Origin of the sequence: Gordonia sp. DT101, from assembly GCF_049844895.1 — a bacterium.
Lineage (GTDB): Bacteria > Actinomycetota > Actinomycetes > Mycobacteriales > Mycobacteriaceae > Gordonia.
Genome location: NZ_JBNCLX010000007.1, coordinates 24,989 through 37,177 on the forward strand (window position 1 = coordinate 24,989; position 12,189 = coordinate 37,177).

12 protein-coding genes and 2 pseudogenes are annotated in these 12,189 nt (G+C 63.8%); 3 read left to right on the plus strand and 11 right to left on the minus strand.

Features of this window, described 5'->3' with window-relative positions; genetic code table 11:
* Positions 1-107: 107 nt before the first annotated feature.
* The 8 genes and pseudogenes from ACLQ3I_RS21210 to ACLQ3I_RS21245 all read right to left on the minus strand — a co-directional run bounded on the left by ACLQ3I_RS21210 (position 108) and on the right by ACLQ3I_RS21245 (position 6,907).
* Positions 108-344 carry a CsbD family protein gene (locus ACLQ3I_RS21210; RefSeq protein ID WP_267631317.1) on the minus strand — a complete coding sequence of 79 codons (237 nt, stop codon included), beginning with the start codon at positions 342-344 and terminating at the stop codon, positions 108-110.
* Positions 345-602: 258 nt separating this feature from the next.
* Positions 603-797, minus strand: a pseudogene (locus tag ACLQ3I_RS21215) (integrase core domain-containing protein); the annotation flags it as partial.
* Between the two features lie 280 nt (positions 798-1,077).
* A complete protein-coding gene (locus tag ACLQ3I_RS21220) occupies positions 1,078-2,523 on the minus strand; it encodes an FAD-dependent oxidoreductase (protein ID WP_425804506.1) in 1,446 nt (481 codons plus the stop codon).
* 2 nt (positions 2,524-2,525) lie between these two features.
* The gene (locus tag ACLQ3I_RS21225) at positions 2,526-3,491 is read right to left on the minus strand and encodes an AurF N-oxygenase family protein (RefSeq protein ID WP_425804509.1); all 966 of its coding nucleotides are present in this window, start codon (positions 3,489-3,491) and stop codon (positions 2,526-2,528) included.
* Positions 3,492-3,647: 156 nt separating this feature from the next.
* Entirely contained in the window at positions 3,648-4,457 is an 810-nt protein-coding gene (locus ACLQ3I_RS21230; protein ID WP_425804675.1) for a gamma carbonic anhydrase family protein, read from the minus strand.
* 165 nt (positions 4,458-4,622) lie between these two features.
* Positions 4,623-4,832 (minus strand): annotated as a pseudogene (locus ACLQ3I_RS21235) (helix-turn-helix domain-containing protein); the annotation flags it as partial.
* A gap of 385 nt (positions 4,833-5,217) precedes the next feature.
* Positions 5,218-6,552 (minus strand): arylsulfotransferase family protein, encoded by a 1,335-nt coding sequence (locus tag ACLQ3I_RS21240; protein ID WP_425804512.1) that lies wholly within the window; start codon positions 6,550-6,552, stop codon positions 5,218-5,220.
* 46 nt (positions 6,553-6,598) lie between these two features.
* A complete protein-coding gene (locus ACLQ3I_RS21245) occupies positions 6,599-6,907 on the minus strand; it encodes a hypothetical protein (protein WP_425792932.1) in 309 nt (102 codons plus the stop codon).
* A 104-nt stretch (positions 6,908-7,011) separates the two neighbouring features.
* On the opposite strand from ACLQ3I_RS21245, the gene ACLQ3I_RS21250 reads away from it, so the two are divergent.
* Both ACLQ3I_RS21250 and ACLQ3I_RS21255 read left to right on the plus strand, forming a co-directional pair.
* A complete protein-coding gene (locus ACLQ3I_RS21250) occupies positions 7,012-8,361 on the plus strand; it encodes a replication-associated recombination protein A (RefSeq protein WP_425804515.1) in 1,350 nt (449 codons plus the stop codon).
* 74 nt (positions 8,362-8,435) lie between these two features.
* Positions 8,436-9,047, plus strand: coding sequence for a hypothetical protein (locus ACLQ3I_RS21255; protein ID WP_425804518.1), 612 nt, complete (start codon positions 8,436-8,438; stop codon positions 9,045-9,047).
* Between the two features lie 329 nt (positions 9,048-9,376).
* Here the strand turns inward: ACLQ3I_RS21255 and ACLQ3I_RS21260 are convergent, their stop codons facing one another.
* Together ACLQ3I_RS21260 and ACLQ3I_RS21265 are read right to left on the minus strand one after the other, a co-directional pair.
* Positions 9,377-9,760 (minus strand): histone-like nucleoid-structuring protein Lsr2, encoded by a 384-nt coding sequence (locus ACLQ3I_RS21260; protein ID WP_425792929.1) that lies wholly within the window; start codon positions 9,758-9,760, stop codon positions 9,377-9,379.
* A 119-nt stretch (positions 9,761-9,879) separates the two neighbouring features.
* A complete protein-coding gene (locus ACLQ3I_RS21265) occupies positions 9,880-10,761 on the minus strand; it encodes an alpha/beta fold hydrolase (RefSeq protein WP_425804521.1) in 882 nt (293 codons plus the stop codon).
* A 59-nt stretch (positions 10,762-10,820) separates the two neighbouring features.
* Here ACLQ3I_RS21265 and ACLQ3I_RS21270 point away from each other — a divergent pair, with 59 nt between their 5' ends.
* Positions 10,821-11,288 carry an SRPBCC family protein gene (locus tag ACLQ3I_RS21270; RefSeq protein ID WP_425804524.1) on the plus strand — a complete coding sequence of 156 codons (468 nt, stop codon included), beginning with the start codon at positions 10,821-10,823 and terminating at the stop codon, positions 11,286-11,288.
* Positions 11,289-11,301: 13 nt separating this feature from the next.
* On the opposite strand, the gene ACLQ3I_RS21275 is transcribed toward ACLQ3I_RS21270, so the two are convergent.
* The gene (locus ACLQ3I_RS21275; RefSeq protein WP_425804527.1) at positions 11,302-12,093 is read right to left on the minus strand and encodes an SHOCT domain-containing protein; all 792 of its coding nucleotides are present in this window, start codon (positions 12,091-12,093) and stop codon (positions 11,302-11,304) included.
* Positions 12,094-12,189: the final 96 nt, after the last annotated feature.

Sequence of the window (12,189 nt, forward strand, 5' to 3'; positions counted from 1 at the left end):
CATCGAATCGGAACGTCGAAGGTCCGGTACGCGGGTGATACCCGCGTACCGGACCTTCGATATCTCAGGCGTTTGCCGTCAGCATGAGGCGACGACGCCGCAGCGAGCTACTCCTGTTCGCTCCGTTGGCGTTCCTCGTCAACGCGAGCCTCGGCGCGAGCCTTTTCCGCTTCGGCTTCCTTTTCAGCGGCAGTCCGTTGGGATTCTGCCTTGTCTTGTTGCGCTTGGCCTTCGCGGGTCATCGAATCTTGCCCTGTGACCGCGCCGACGGCTTCTTTGGCCTTGCCCTTCGCGTCTTCGACGACGCCCTTGATTCCCTCGGCGGGTCCGCTGTTCTCACTCATGAATGCACTCCTTGCAGTAGCTCGTCACTCGTCGAAGGGCTGAACACCCTTGGAGTCGACATACCCGACTTGCCACGCGGCCAAACGTGCCACCGCACGGGATCGATGCGCTTCGTATGGTGAAGCCCCTCGCATGCCACCGGGGCACGTGTCATCGGGATGACGCAGAGCAGGGAAAACAGGGAAAACCAACGTACTCGTCTCTGATACTGAATCACCCCACGTTTTGTGCCGCCCCCAATGTGGGGGCGTACTCGTTGGGTGGACCAGGCCGATGCTTGAGTGCAAGCGGCTGCAGTTGTACCAGTCGACCCAGGCCGCGGTGGCGTATTCGACGTCGGCGATGGTTTTGTACGGGCCATGGTGGAAGATCGTGGTGCGGATGCATTCGGTCTTGTAGAGGCCGTTGGCGGACTCGATCAGCGCGTGTATTGGGCCCCTGCATCCGATTGACGACCCCTGCCGGAATGTGCGCGTTCGCCAGCTCCGCACCCATCACCCGAGCGTCCGGGCGATCGCAACCCTAAGAAAGTGCCATTCTGTCACTCAGACAGGGCATTTTATCTATCCCGCTCCGTGGATTCACCTGCAGACCGATGGATCGAGGCTAAAGCTGTTCGGCCATCTGAAGGTTGAGACTGACCCATCGGTGGAGATTGCGAGGCGCAGCAGACAGCGCTCGCTCCGTCAGCTCGAAGACTGAGGGCCAGCGACTTTGAAATTGCCGTGGCCCCTATTGACTCATCTCCAGGACCTTCAGATCTGCCACGAGACTCGCCAGGGTCTCAGCAGCATCGGTACGGTTGGTTCCGATGAACCCCGTCGGGCCGCGCTTGATCCAACCCACGACGTACGTTCCAGCCGTGACCCGACCATTCTCGTTCGGGACGGTCCCGCTCTCGTCGTCGAACGGCAGTCCCGGTACGGGTTGAGCGCGGTAGCCGATCGACCGCAGTACCATTCCGGCAGAAATGATTTCGGTGTCGTCACCGAGTTCGGCTCGGACCGACCCGTTGGTCGATCTGACGAGGTTCGTGTGCGAGACCCGGATACCTGAGACCTCATCGGTTCCGACGATCTCGACCGGGGCGGTGCGAAACCGCAGCACGATCCGGCGCGCCGATGGGTTCGCGGGCTCGGTGGCGAAGGATGCCAAGATCTGCTCGACGTCGGAATCACCGGAGATGGGTTCACCACGGTTGTCGACGATGACTTCCACGTCTGGCAGATTCTGGAGTCCGATCAGTTCGGGCAACGTGAACGCTGCGTGCGCGGGGCCGCGTCGGCCGAGCAGCACAACCTCACGAACTTCACTGGCGCGCAGTGCGGTCAGGGCGTCACGTGAGATGTCGGTCGGGGCCAACCGGTCCGGATCGGCGGTGAGAATGCGTGCGGTATCGAGGGCAACGTTGCCATTGCCGACGATGACCACGCGCGGATGATCGAGTCGGATGTCAGCGTCGCGATGGTCCGGATGGCCGTTGTACCAACCCAGGAAACGGGTGGCGGCCATGCTTCCGGGCAGATCCTCGCCGGCGATGCCGAGGCGGCGATCATGGGACGCGCCGACGGCATAGATGACCGCCGAGTACTTCGCAGTCAGTTGCTCATGGGTGACGTCTTTGCCGACCTCGACGCCCATGCGGTAGCGGAAGCCCTTCTGCCGGGTGATGACCCGGAACCGGTCTGTGATCGCCCGGGTACGACGGTGATCGGGCGAGACACCGAATCGCGCGAGTCCGAACGGCTCGTCGAGCCGCTCGTAGACGGTCACTCGCGCGCCCGGGTATCGCAGGATCTCGTCGGCGGCGTACATGCCGGCCGGGCCCGAGCCGACGATTGCCACGTGGAGCTTCCGGGCGATCGCATCGTCGAGATGGCTACGTGAGCGTAATTGCCCCAGGGGCGGGCGGTCGGCGTGTGGATGTTCCTCGAAGTGGTCCGCGTTCAGTCGGGCGAACACCACTTCGTCCGGATTCAACAACCGTTCCGGCTTGATCGCTTCGACCGGGCACGCGGTGATACAGGCCCCGCAGTCGATGCATCCATTCGGGTCGATGTAGAGCATCGCCGACTTGCCGAAGCTCGGATCGGCCGGCGTGGGGTGGATACAGTTCACCGGACATGCGGCAACGCACGATCCGTCGTTGCAGCAGGATTGGGTGACGACGTGAGGCATTGCTATCGGCTCACTGCGACGTATTCGTGCGTCTCCCCGCGGAATCGCGAGGGGCGCCCACCGACCCCTAGCCGATTCCAGATCGGACGGGTCACCCTGTTGAGCAGACCGATCCGGTCGACGAGGCGACGCACGTCGGCGAACATCTCCGACAGCGCGACTCTGCCTTCCTTGGAATCGAAGTACAACTCCTTGATGACCGAGCGCGGGACGCCGGCCACGTCGGCGAACTTCGATGATGGCGCCAGCACTGAAGCGTTCGCCCGCGCGATCACCGGAAGCAACACCGCCAGCAAGGCCCGCCGGAACGGATGCAACTGCGGCACACGCTCTTCGAGGAACTCGTTGGCGAAGGAGATGTGGCGTGCTTCTTCTGCCACATGAATCTGCATGATGCGTTCCAACAGCGGGTGTAGCGGTTCCTCGGCGCGCAGGATCGTCTTCTGCGCGTGATCGAGTGGTTCCTCACCCAGCAGGACGATCGAGAAGAACAGCTCGGGCAGCGCGGCCGCCATGAACGGAGCGAGGTGCGCGACCATCCGGAACCATGCGGGCGCTCCGGGTGCATCGACGCCGGTGCGGTTCACAAACTCCTGGAACATCTGATTGTGGTGGGTTTCCTCGGTCACCTCGTGCATGCCGTAGCGAAACTCCGGCGAACCGTTCGGCAGCAGCACCATGTACGAGAGCAACCCTCGCATGAGCCCACTCTCGAAGTGAACGCCGATCCTGGCGAGATTCGCCTGCCGCATCAAACCGATTTCGATCTGCCGGTTCTCGGGAAGCGCCAGGTACCACGGGTGGCTGCCGAGGGGATCGACGCTGGGCAGCTTCCACCGTGGGTCAGTCCAATCGATCGCGAAATCGGGTTCATCCCAAGGAATGTCGAGAAAGGCATCGAAGTTCTTGCGAACCGACGCGACGGAGAGTGCATTGAGCTTGTCGGCGTATCCGGTGGTCGGCGTCATTGACGTGCTCCTTTGGTGTGCCCTATATGACTGAAGCGTATATTACCAATTGGTCAATTGCGGGGCAAGCGCGTTGATCGGCCCAGCTCACGGCACGCCAAGGGCGCAACGGTCGATCGACCGTGGTTGTCCGGCTCGGTGGCCGCTACGGCAACTTCAGCCGGCCGCGAGGACTCGGGCCTGGTTGCGGTGTTGCTCGCGCAGCCGCTCGTAGGAGGTCCCGGTGGCCCGAATGTCTGCGAGTTCGTCGGCGGTGACGGGTCGGCGAATCTCGCCGGGAACCCCGGCGACGAGCGAGCCTGCCGGGATATCGGCGCCTTGCGGGATGAGTGCATTGGCCGCGATGATCGACCCCCTGCCGATTCTGGCGGCGTCGAGAATTGTTGCGCCCATCCCGACGAGCACGTCATCGTCGATCGTGCATCCATGCAGGGTGGCGTTGTGGCCGACGGACACGCCGGCACCGATCCGCAGGGCAGATCCGGGATCGGCGTGCAGGACGCATCCGTCTTGGATATTCGATCGCTCACCGACGGCTATCGCCTCCGTGTCGGCGCGCAGTACTGCCCGATACCAGACGCTGGCTCCCGCGCCGATCTCGGCGTTACCGATGATGGTTGCGTTCGGAGCGACCCACGCGGACTCGTCGATCGTCGGCACCTTGTCGGCCAGCGTCAGGATCGTGGCACCCTTCGTGGATGTGCTCGCGGCGGCTGCGACACGGACGAGATTGTCGATGAGTTCCTGGCCGCGGTCCACCATGACGTCGGCACTGATGTCCGGGTGCTGCAACCACCAGTCGACAGTTGTCGTGACGGTGCTCATCCAGACGCCGGTGAGTGCGGACAACGCGACCTCGTCCACCACCGTTCCGCTGCTGGCAAGGGCGGCGGCGACACCTTCACGCGTCTGTGCGGCGATGCGATCGCGAGCATTCCGTGCGGCATCGGCAGCGGGTCCTTCCACGGGATGTGACCTGTCGAGGAGGACGCCCCAGTCACTCGGGCGCGGCTCCAGCGCCGTGAACACACTGCGAAGAGTTTCCCTTGCTCGTTCGCGCGCGCTCCCCGCGGCTGCGGATTCGATTGCACCACTGAGAATCCGCGCAGCTCGTTCGACACACGCGATATACAGCCCATCCTTTGTGTCGAAGTAGGCGTATACGAGAGGTTTCGACACTCCCGCTTGGGCGACGACTTCCTTCATCGACAGCCCTGCATAGCCGGTCCGTGCAATCTGCTCAGCGGCGATGTCGAGAAATTGCGTTTCGCGTACTGCGCGGGGTACGCCCTTGCTTCCTGCAGTGCTCAAAGCGTTACCGCCAGCGCTCGAGCGCAACATTTACCGAGCAGTATATTACCCATTAGTCAAGCATAGGTGGTTGCCATTGTCGCAACAACGATCCGTAACTCGTTCCGCAACGCTGCCAGGTTTCCCAGGTGGACGATTTGCCGAGGTCTCGGTGGCTTTCATCGAACGTGCTGAAGACCTCGTTGGTATTTTGACAGCACCGTAGAGTTCGCAGGTGCCGGCGTGTGCAGTGCCCAGCAGACCCGGGGCGGACATCTGAGAGTCATCCGGGAACCGTTGCGGCTGAGCTGCTCTGGGAGGTGGGTGTGCCAATATGCGTGGAGGGTCCGTGGCCGCGACGTTGAGCACCGATCACGGCCCGGCGACGCCTATATCAGCGCCTACCGTGCGTGGACCCGAGGCGTCGTACAGCTCCTCAAGCAGAAACGGGAACGGATCTGCCGATCACCGCGCCGCTCGCGTCGAGCGCTTCGATCTCGTAGTACCCGGATGCTGACTCCGGCAAGGTGATCGCGGTGTTCGCACCCCGCCAGTCGGCGGTGGTCACCGGTGCCAGATCGGTGGCGGTCGTGCTGTGTAGGACTCGCCACTTGGCCACTCGGGTCGCGCCGTTCCAGTGTGCGTGGAGTGTCTTCTTGTCGTCGGAGATCGTGATGTCGGGGCTGTCGAGCGGGGTCCCCGACCATTGCTGATAGAACGCGCGATAGGCGCCGGCGGGCGCGAGCGTCGCGTCGTAGACCATCTGCCCCGACGGGGTGAACTCGGCGATGTGTGCGCCGGTGCCCCAGCTGCCGAAAACATTTCCGTTGGGGAGCAATTGAGCGTTGCCCATGGCTGCCGACTTCACGCCGCCGGGATGGGTCTGGTTGCGTACCGACGTCGCGGTACGGGTGGCGGTATCGAGGTGAATCCACTCGATGCTCGACGCGCCGTTGGTGGTCTCCCCGTCAGTGTTGTTGTTGAACAGCCGTAGCGTCTGGGCGTCCTGCATCTCGGCATTGTGCTGGAACGAGAACTGCACGCCCGCACCGAGAGTGAACGACGATCGTTTGCCGCCGAGCTGCCAGACCACCGCACCGGTCGTCGGGTCGACTTCGTAGATCGTCGAGGTGTGTCGCATCGACAGGATCATGTTGCCATCCGAGGCGAGAGAGATCGAGTTCAGGTGATAAGGGTCGTAGACTCCGCCGGAATTGTCCACGGTGTCAGACGGTGTGATATAAGAATCGCTGATCGGAATATGCTGGGAGGCATGCCATTCGACTAGAACGTTGCCAGTATGGACGTCGACTTCTTTGACCACCGCGTCGTACATGGTGGCCTCCTCGGCCCCGCCCACCGATGTCAGATCCGCCTTCATCGGTTGATACACGGTGATCCACGCGTGGCCGTCGTCGGAGAGTCGGAAGTCGTGGATGTTGGCGCCCGGCGTCTGGCCGGCGTCGATGGTCGCGATGGTCTGATAATGGTCGTTGGCGATGTAATCGACGCCGGACTGTCCCGACTCGAGACTGCCCTGCCACCAGGTGAGTACCGGTTTGCCGTGCAAGGTCTGTACTCGGAAGTTCGCCATCGATTGGCCGGCGGGCGCCGTCCGCGACCACACGGTGCGGCCCTCTTTGTCGGCGATGACGAGTTTGGATCCTGTGCCGGGCCCAGGGACGGACCGCTTGCCGACGATCGCACTGGCCGGTGTCTGACCTTCGTTGAAGAACACATAACCGCCCGTCGCACCCGCGACGTCGTTCACGTTCACCGTATACGTGGACTTCTGAGCAGTTGTGGTCGACGAGGTGTCATCGCCACCGCTGCCACAACCTGCGAAAACCAGAATCATCGCAACGACAGGAATCGCCGGCATCCAGCTCTGTCTGATCCGCACCATGCCGAGTGTATGGGCGGATGTTGCGAAGTGGATGAGAATCAGATGGTGACCGGTAACCGGTCGCCGCTTTGCCGTTGCGCTGCATCTTCTCTGCATTGCTGATGTACTCGCCCACGTCCTTCTCGAACTCGGCGACACTGGCCGTGCGGACGTCCATGCCATATCTGACCGGTAGGCGCCCGGGCAGCTTGACCTCGAACTCGACGCGGTTGCCGGGCATTGAGCATCGACACCCCGCTGAGGGCTCCTGGCACGAGACATCGACGAGGGCGCGACAGCTGAGGTGTGCTGGGAGCACACTCGGTGGTGAGGATAGGAGGCCACATGACGCCGGAAGAACCCGCTTCGCTCTTCGAGGTCGACGACGCATCACGACCCCTTGCCGATCGGCTCCGCCCACAAACGCTCGAGGATGTTGTGGGACAAGAGCATTTGCTCGCGAGGGATGCGCCGCTGGGCCGCATGGTGGCGCAAGGAAGGCTGGCGTCGTCGATCCTGTGGGGGCCGCCCGGCTCCGGCAAGACGACCATAGCCCGGCTGCTGGCCGATCGGACCGGTCTGCAGTTCGAACCCCTATCGGCGACGTTCTCGGGTGTCGCCGATCTGCGGAAGATCTTCGCCGCTGCCATCAAACGGCGTGAGGTGAGTCAGGGCACGTTGCTGTTCGTCGACGAGATCCACCGCTTCAATCGTGCGCAACAGGACAGTTTTCTGCCCTACGTCGAAGACGGGACCATCGTCCTCGTCGGCGCGACCACGGAGAATCCGAGCTTCGAACTCAACGGTGCACTCCTGTCCCGGTGCCAGGTGTTCGTGCTACGCCGCCTCGACGATGCCGCCTTGCGCACCCTCATCGACCGGGCCGAGCATCTGGCAGGGCGCGGACTTCCGCTGGACGGCGGCGCCACGAGCGCGCTGATCGCGATGGCCGACGGGGACGGTCGCTATCTGCTCAACATGATCGAACAGCTGCTCACACTCCCTGCCACTACGGAGCCCATGGATGCAGGTGGACTGGCGGAGGTGGTGCTCAAACGCGCTCCGCTCTACGACAAAACCCGGGAATCGCACTACAACCTGATCTCCGCGCTGCACAAGGCCATGCGTGGTTCTGACCCCGACGCCGCGCTGTACTGGCTCGCGCGCATGCTCGAGGGCGGTGAGGACCCGCTCTACATCGCACGTCGACTGGTCAGGTTCGCCAACGAGGACGTCGCCATGGCCGACCCGCAGGCGATCCACCAGACCCTCGCCGCATGGGATGTCTATGAACGTCTCGGCTCCCCCGAAGGAGAACTCGCGATCGCCCAGGCCGTCGTGTACCTCGCCACGGCTCCTAAGTCGATCGCCGTGTACCGAGGATTGAACGCCGCCATGCGTTCTGCGAAGCGCACCGGTTCCTTGATGCCGCCCGCGCATATCCTCAACGCTCCCACCGCACTCATGAAACAGCTCGGGTACGGCAAGGACTACCGATACGACCCCGACACTCCCGAAGGGTTCTCCGGGCAGGACTATTTCCCCGACGGCGTGGCGCGACAGAGCTTCTACCAACCGAACGGCAACGGGTACGAACGCACCATCGCCGACCGCCTCGCCCGTTGGCGGGAGCTACGCGCCGAACACCAAGCGCCGGGCGTCGATGACGGCGCCGCCGACACCGACTCTGATTGACATGACCCCTGAGCAGACGTCGGGGACAAGGTGTCTAACTCGAGGGTGTCGAAGCAAGCAGGAAGGTGTCGCTCGTGGAATGGACATTCGAACGCCTCTCCACGGGGCTGTGGCAGCCCGAGCTCGTCGGCTCCTACTTCGCCGACAAAGGGTTGTGCGGGGTCTCCGGGAATGCCGGCCTACTGCGCTTTCATGACGCCCAGTCGGGTCCGATCGCCCAGCAGTTTGTGGAGGACACCTTTGGATCGCTCGGCGTTCACGCTGAGGTGTTCGCATTCGACTGGCGCGCCAAGCAGTTCGCACTCAGCACCAGCTTCGACACGGACGGGAGCCGCGTCGGTCACGGCGAGGCGGCGGCCATGATCGTGGCCCTCGACCCCTTCGATATCGTCACCGAACCGTGGGGTCTGACAATCGGCGCATTCGAATCCGTGATCTCCTTGGAAGTGGTTCAGCAGCAACTCAAGCCGGAACTCTTCGAGGAATGGCGCCGCGTCCAGCAGATCGAGCCTCTGTCGCTCACCAACTGCGCCGGCTCGATCGTGCCGGGGTTCTACGGCGGTGAGTTGGTGGCCAGCAATCTGGAACTGAACAACAATGAGGTCTACTTCGCATTTGTTCAACAACTGTGGGACCGTGCGTCACGGCAACAACCGGGTGCCCCTGCGCCCAGCCTCGACCTCTGATCGCGCCCGCACGCCCCTCGATCCAGTCCCGCAGCAAGAGCTGATCGACGTCGGGTACATCGTCACCACTCGTTCGTGGGTATCGATGTCGATGCCGCGGCCTGGCGAAGTCGTCAGCGATCCTGCGGCCCAACGTTCCCCGTTCCGCCGGCGATCACCACGGTTGCCGGCGGTGGCGGCGAATCGCTCGGATCGGCAGGTCGGCGACGGAGAGGGCGCCGCCTCTCTCACATTCACCGCCTGTCGCCAGCGGCCCGGCGCGGGCGATCCCGGTCAAAGCTCGATCTCGCGACCACCGACCTGCTGCGCCGGGTGTCTGCGTCCTTCGCTCAGTGCGCGGCCTCGAAGGCCTCCACGATCTTGGCCGGTACTCGGCCGCGCTCGGACACTTCGTAACCGTTGTCGATCGCCCATTCGCGGATGGTGCGCGTCTGTTCTGGGGCGGCAGTTGCCGGGGCGGGGGTGGTATCGACGGATGCGCGGACGGGTCTGGTCGCCGCTCTGCCGTTGCGCTGCATCTTGTCTGCCTTGGCGATGTATTTGCCCATGTCCCGCTCGAACTTGGCGACGCTGGCCGTGCGGAGGTCCATGCCATATCTGACCGGTTGGCGGCCGGGCAGCTTGACCTCGAACTCGACGCGGTTGAGATCGTCCGCATCGATCGGCTTGCCATCGAGGTCATCAATGAACTCCACGCGTTCTACTTTGGCCATGACTCACCAATCGTCGATATCTGCGGTTGCCGGGTGTTGAGCCTCTACACCCTACTAAAGGCATTCCCGAGTCCCGATTTCACGTTGTCGCGTGAACTGCGGAAGTCGCGCGCGGGTCGTCATTCGTGGGTCAGCACGCGTGCGATCACATCCGCGAGTTGTAGCGGTGCGTCACTCTGTACCGAGTGTCCGGCGTCCTCGATCGTCATGATGTCGGTGGGCCCGGGCCGCGCCCGAAAGCGTTCTGCGTCTTCATCGGTGGTGAAGGGGGAGCGGCCACCACGGACCAGCGTCATGGGGGCTGTGGTCACGGCGAGAGAATCCCAGATCGGTTGCGCCGCAGGCGCTTCACGAAATCGGCCATATCGCCATACCCAGCGTCCGTCCGGGCGCCGGCGGGTGTTGTGGATGACGCCACGACGGATCGACGACAGCGATCGGGTGGGTGCGGCGGCGGCCGTGAGTCCGATGATCTCGTCGATGCTGTCGAACTCCTGCGGGCCCTCGATCAAAGCCACCGTTCCGCGTGCCAACTGTCCGAGTTCGGCTGCACGGTGCGGGGATTCGGGCGTCACGTCGACGATGACGGCCTGTGGTACCAAGTCTGGGACAGCGGCGGCGAGGCTGATGGCGGTCAGTCCGCCGAGTGACATTCCGACGATCACTTCGGCGTCGGGAGCCATCTTCGCGATGACCGGGGCGACTGCACGGGCGTTCGGCGCCGGCGTGTAGTCGCCGTCCGCGCGCCAGGAGGAGTGGCCATGGCCGGGAAGGTCGATCGCGATCACGGGTATTCCGAGCGTCAGGAGAACGCTGTCCCAGGTGTGCGCATTCTGTCCACCACCGTGCAGGAACACTGCGCGCGGACTCGATGCACCCCAGACCAGCGCGCTGACATTGTGCTCGTCGACCGTCGTGTCGACGCGCCTGACAGCCGGGATCGGGTCCCGTAGCCCGAGTTCGTCGGCGGCTTCTCCCAGGAGGCCGAACTCGTCATCCACCGGTTCACTGTATCGACACATCGACACCTCGGGCCGTCGGCGGGCGTAGATTTGGATCCATGGCAGACACAACCGTCACAACCGTCGATTCCGGCCCCCACAAGGTGTCGCGCCGGGTGGCCGTGAACGCCCCGGCCGCCGACATCTTCGGCCTGGTCGCCAACCCGCACCGGCACCCCGAACTGGACGGGTCGGGGACCGTGCGCGACACGCCGGTGTCGGGACCTGATGTCCTGAGCCGGGGCGCGAGGTTCAGCGTGGGCATGAAGCAGTTCGGCGTTCCGTACAAGATCACCTCCACCGTGACCGACTTCGATGACGGCAAGGTCGTCGAGTGGCAGCACCCGATGGGACACCGCTGGCGGTGGGAATTGAACGAGACGTCGCCGACCACGACCGAGGTCACGGAGACCTTCGACTACTCGACGATCAAGGTGCCCAAGATCATCGAGATCCTCGGCTACGACAAGAAGAATGGCGCCGGTATCGAGAGCACGCTTCGGGGACTGGCCGCACGATTCGCCTGAGCCAGGTTTGCGTTCACAACCGCGCCAACAACTCGGCCTTCTTTGTCGCGAATTCCTCGTCGGAGAGAATCCCGCGCTGATGCAGGCCCGCCAGTGATTCGATCGCTGCGATGATCGTGGCGGCGTCGTCGGCCGGGGCCGCCATGAACGGTTCGGACTGCGGCTGCACGGGCTGCGGCGGTGCCTGATCGCGCACCTCCTGCGGGGCGGGTGCGGCAACCGGTGTTTGGGCCACCTGCTCGGTCCCGAGTTCCGGCAGACCGGAGACGTCGAAGGTGCCGAACTGGCTCGTGAAGGTCACCGATCCGTAGGTGCTGCCGCCCTGCTGCTGTTGGACACCGCCGATGTGGTGCTCGCCGGTGTCGAAAACCCTTGTGACACCGTTGACTTGGATCGCGAGTCGTCGCATCGCCGGGAAGATCGCGTAGCGCGCGTCGTTCTGTCCGCCCGACGAGCTCGGGAAGCCGAGGTCACCGGGCCACCAATTGTTCGCGGTGAACTGGCCCTGCGGCGAGGAGGGGGTGGTCGGGAACACCGTGGTGGTGGCCAGCAGCTGCGACAGTTCGCCACACAGCGCATCGACGCGCGCCTTGAGCGCGTTGTCGGACGTGTTGCCGACCATCGTCATGCCGCCGCGCATCCATTGTCCGGAGCCGCCGAGTTCGGGGATGGAGAACTGGGCCATCGTGCCGCCGCCGTTGTTCACCGCGAACAACATGGCCAGCACGGCCTCGCGGGAGAGTCCGTGCTGTTGCGCGATGTCGGCGATGGCGCTCTCCGCTTCGGGGGTGACCGTTGCATCCATGGTGTGTCTTTCGTCGTCCGGTGTCGGTCACGAGCGTACCCAAGCTGCGCGAATGTCGTCGCTCCACTGAGGCGCCGCGCGCGACCGGCAACCGGC

Bases quoted from the DNA above. Each gene is read 5' to 3' on its own strand.
- ACLQ3I_RS21260 (WP_425792929.1), bottom strand. From the start codon at position 9,760: ATGGCCAAAGTAGAACGCGTGGAGTTCATTGATGACCTCGATGGCAAG.
- ACLQ3I_RS21275 (WP_425804527.1), bottom strand. From the start codon at position 12,093: ATGGATGCAACGGTCACCCCCGAAGCGGAGAGCGCCATCGCCGACATC.
- ACLQ3I_RS21225 (WP_425804509.1), bottom strand. From the start codon at position 3,491: ATGACGCCGACCACCGGATACGCCGACAAGCTCAATGCACTCTCCGTC.
- ACLQ3I_RS21210 (WP_267631317.1), bottom strand. From the start codon at position 344: ATGAGTGAGAACAGCGGACCCGCCGAGGGAATCAAGGGCGTCGTCGAA.
- ACLQ3I_RS21250 (WP_425804515.1), top strand. From the start codon at position 7,012: ATGACGCCGGAAGAACCCGCTTCGCTCTTCGAGGTCGACGACGCATCA.
- ACLQ3I_RS21245 (WP_425792932.1), bottom strand. From the start codon at position 6,907: ATGCCCGGCAACCGCGTCGAGTTCGAGGTCAAGCTGCCCGGGCGCCTA.
- ACLQ3I_RS21220 (WP_425804506.1), bottom strand. From the start codon at position 2,523: ATGCCTCACGTCGTCACCCAATCCTGCTGCAACGACGGATCGTGCGTT.
- ACLQ3I_RS21270 (WP_425804524.1), top strand. From the start codon at position 10,821: ATGGCAGACACAACCGTCACAACCGTCGATTCCGGCCCCCACAAGGTG.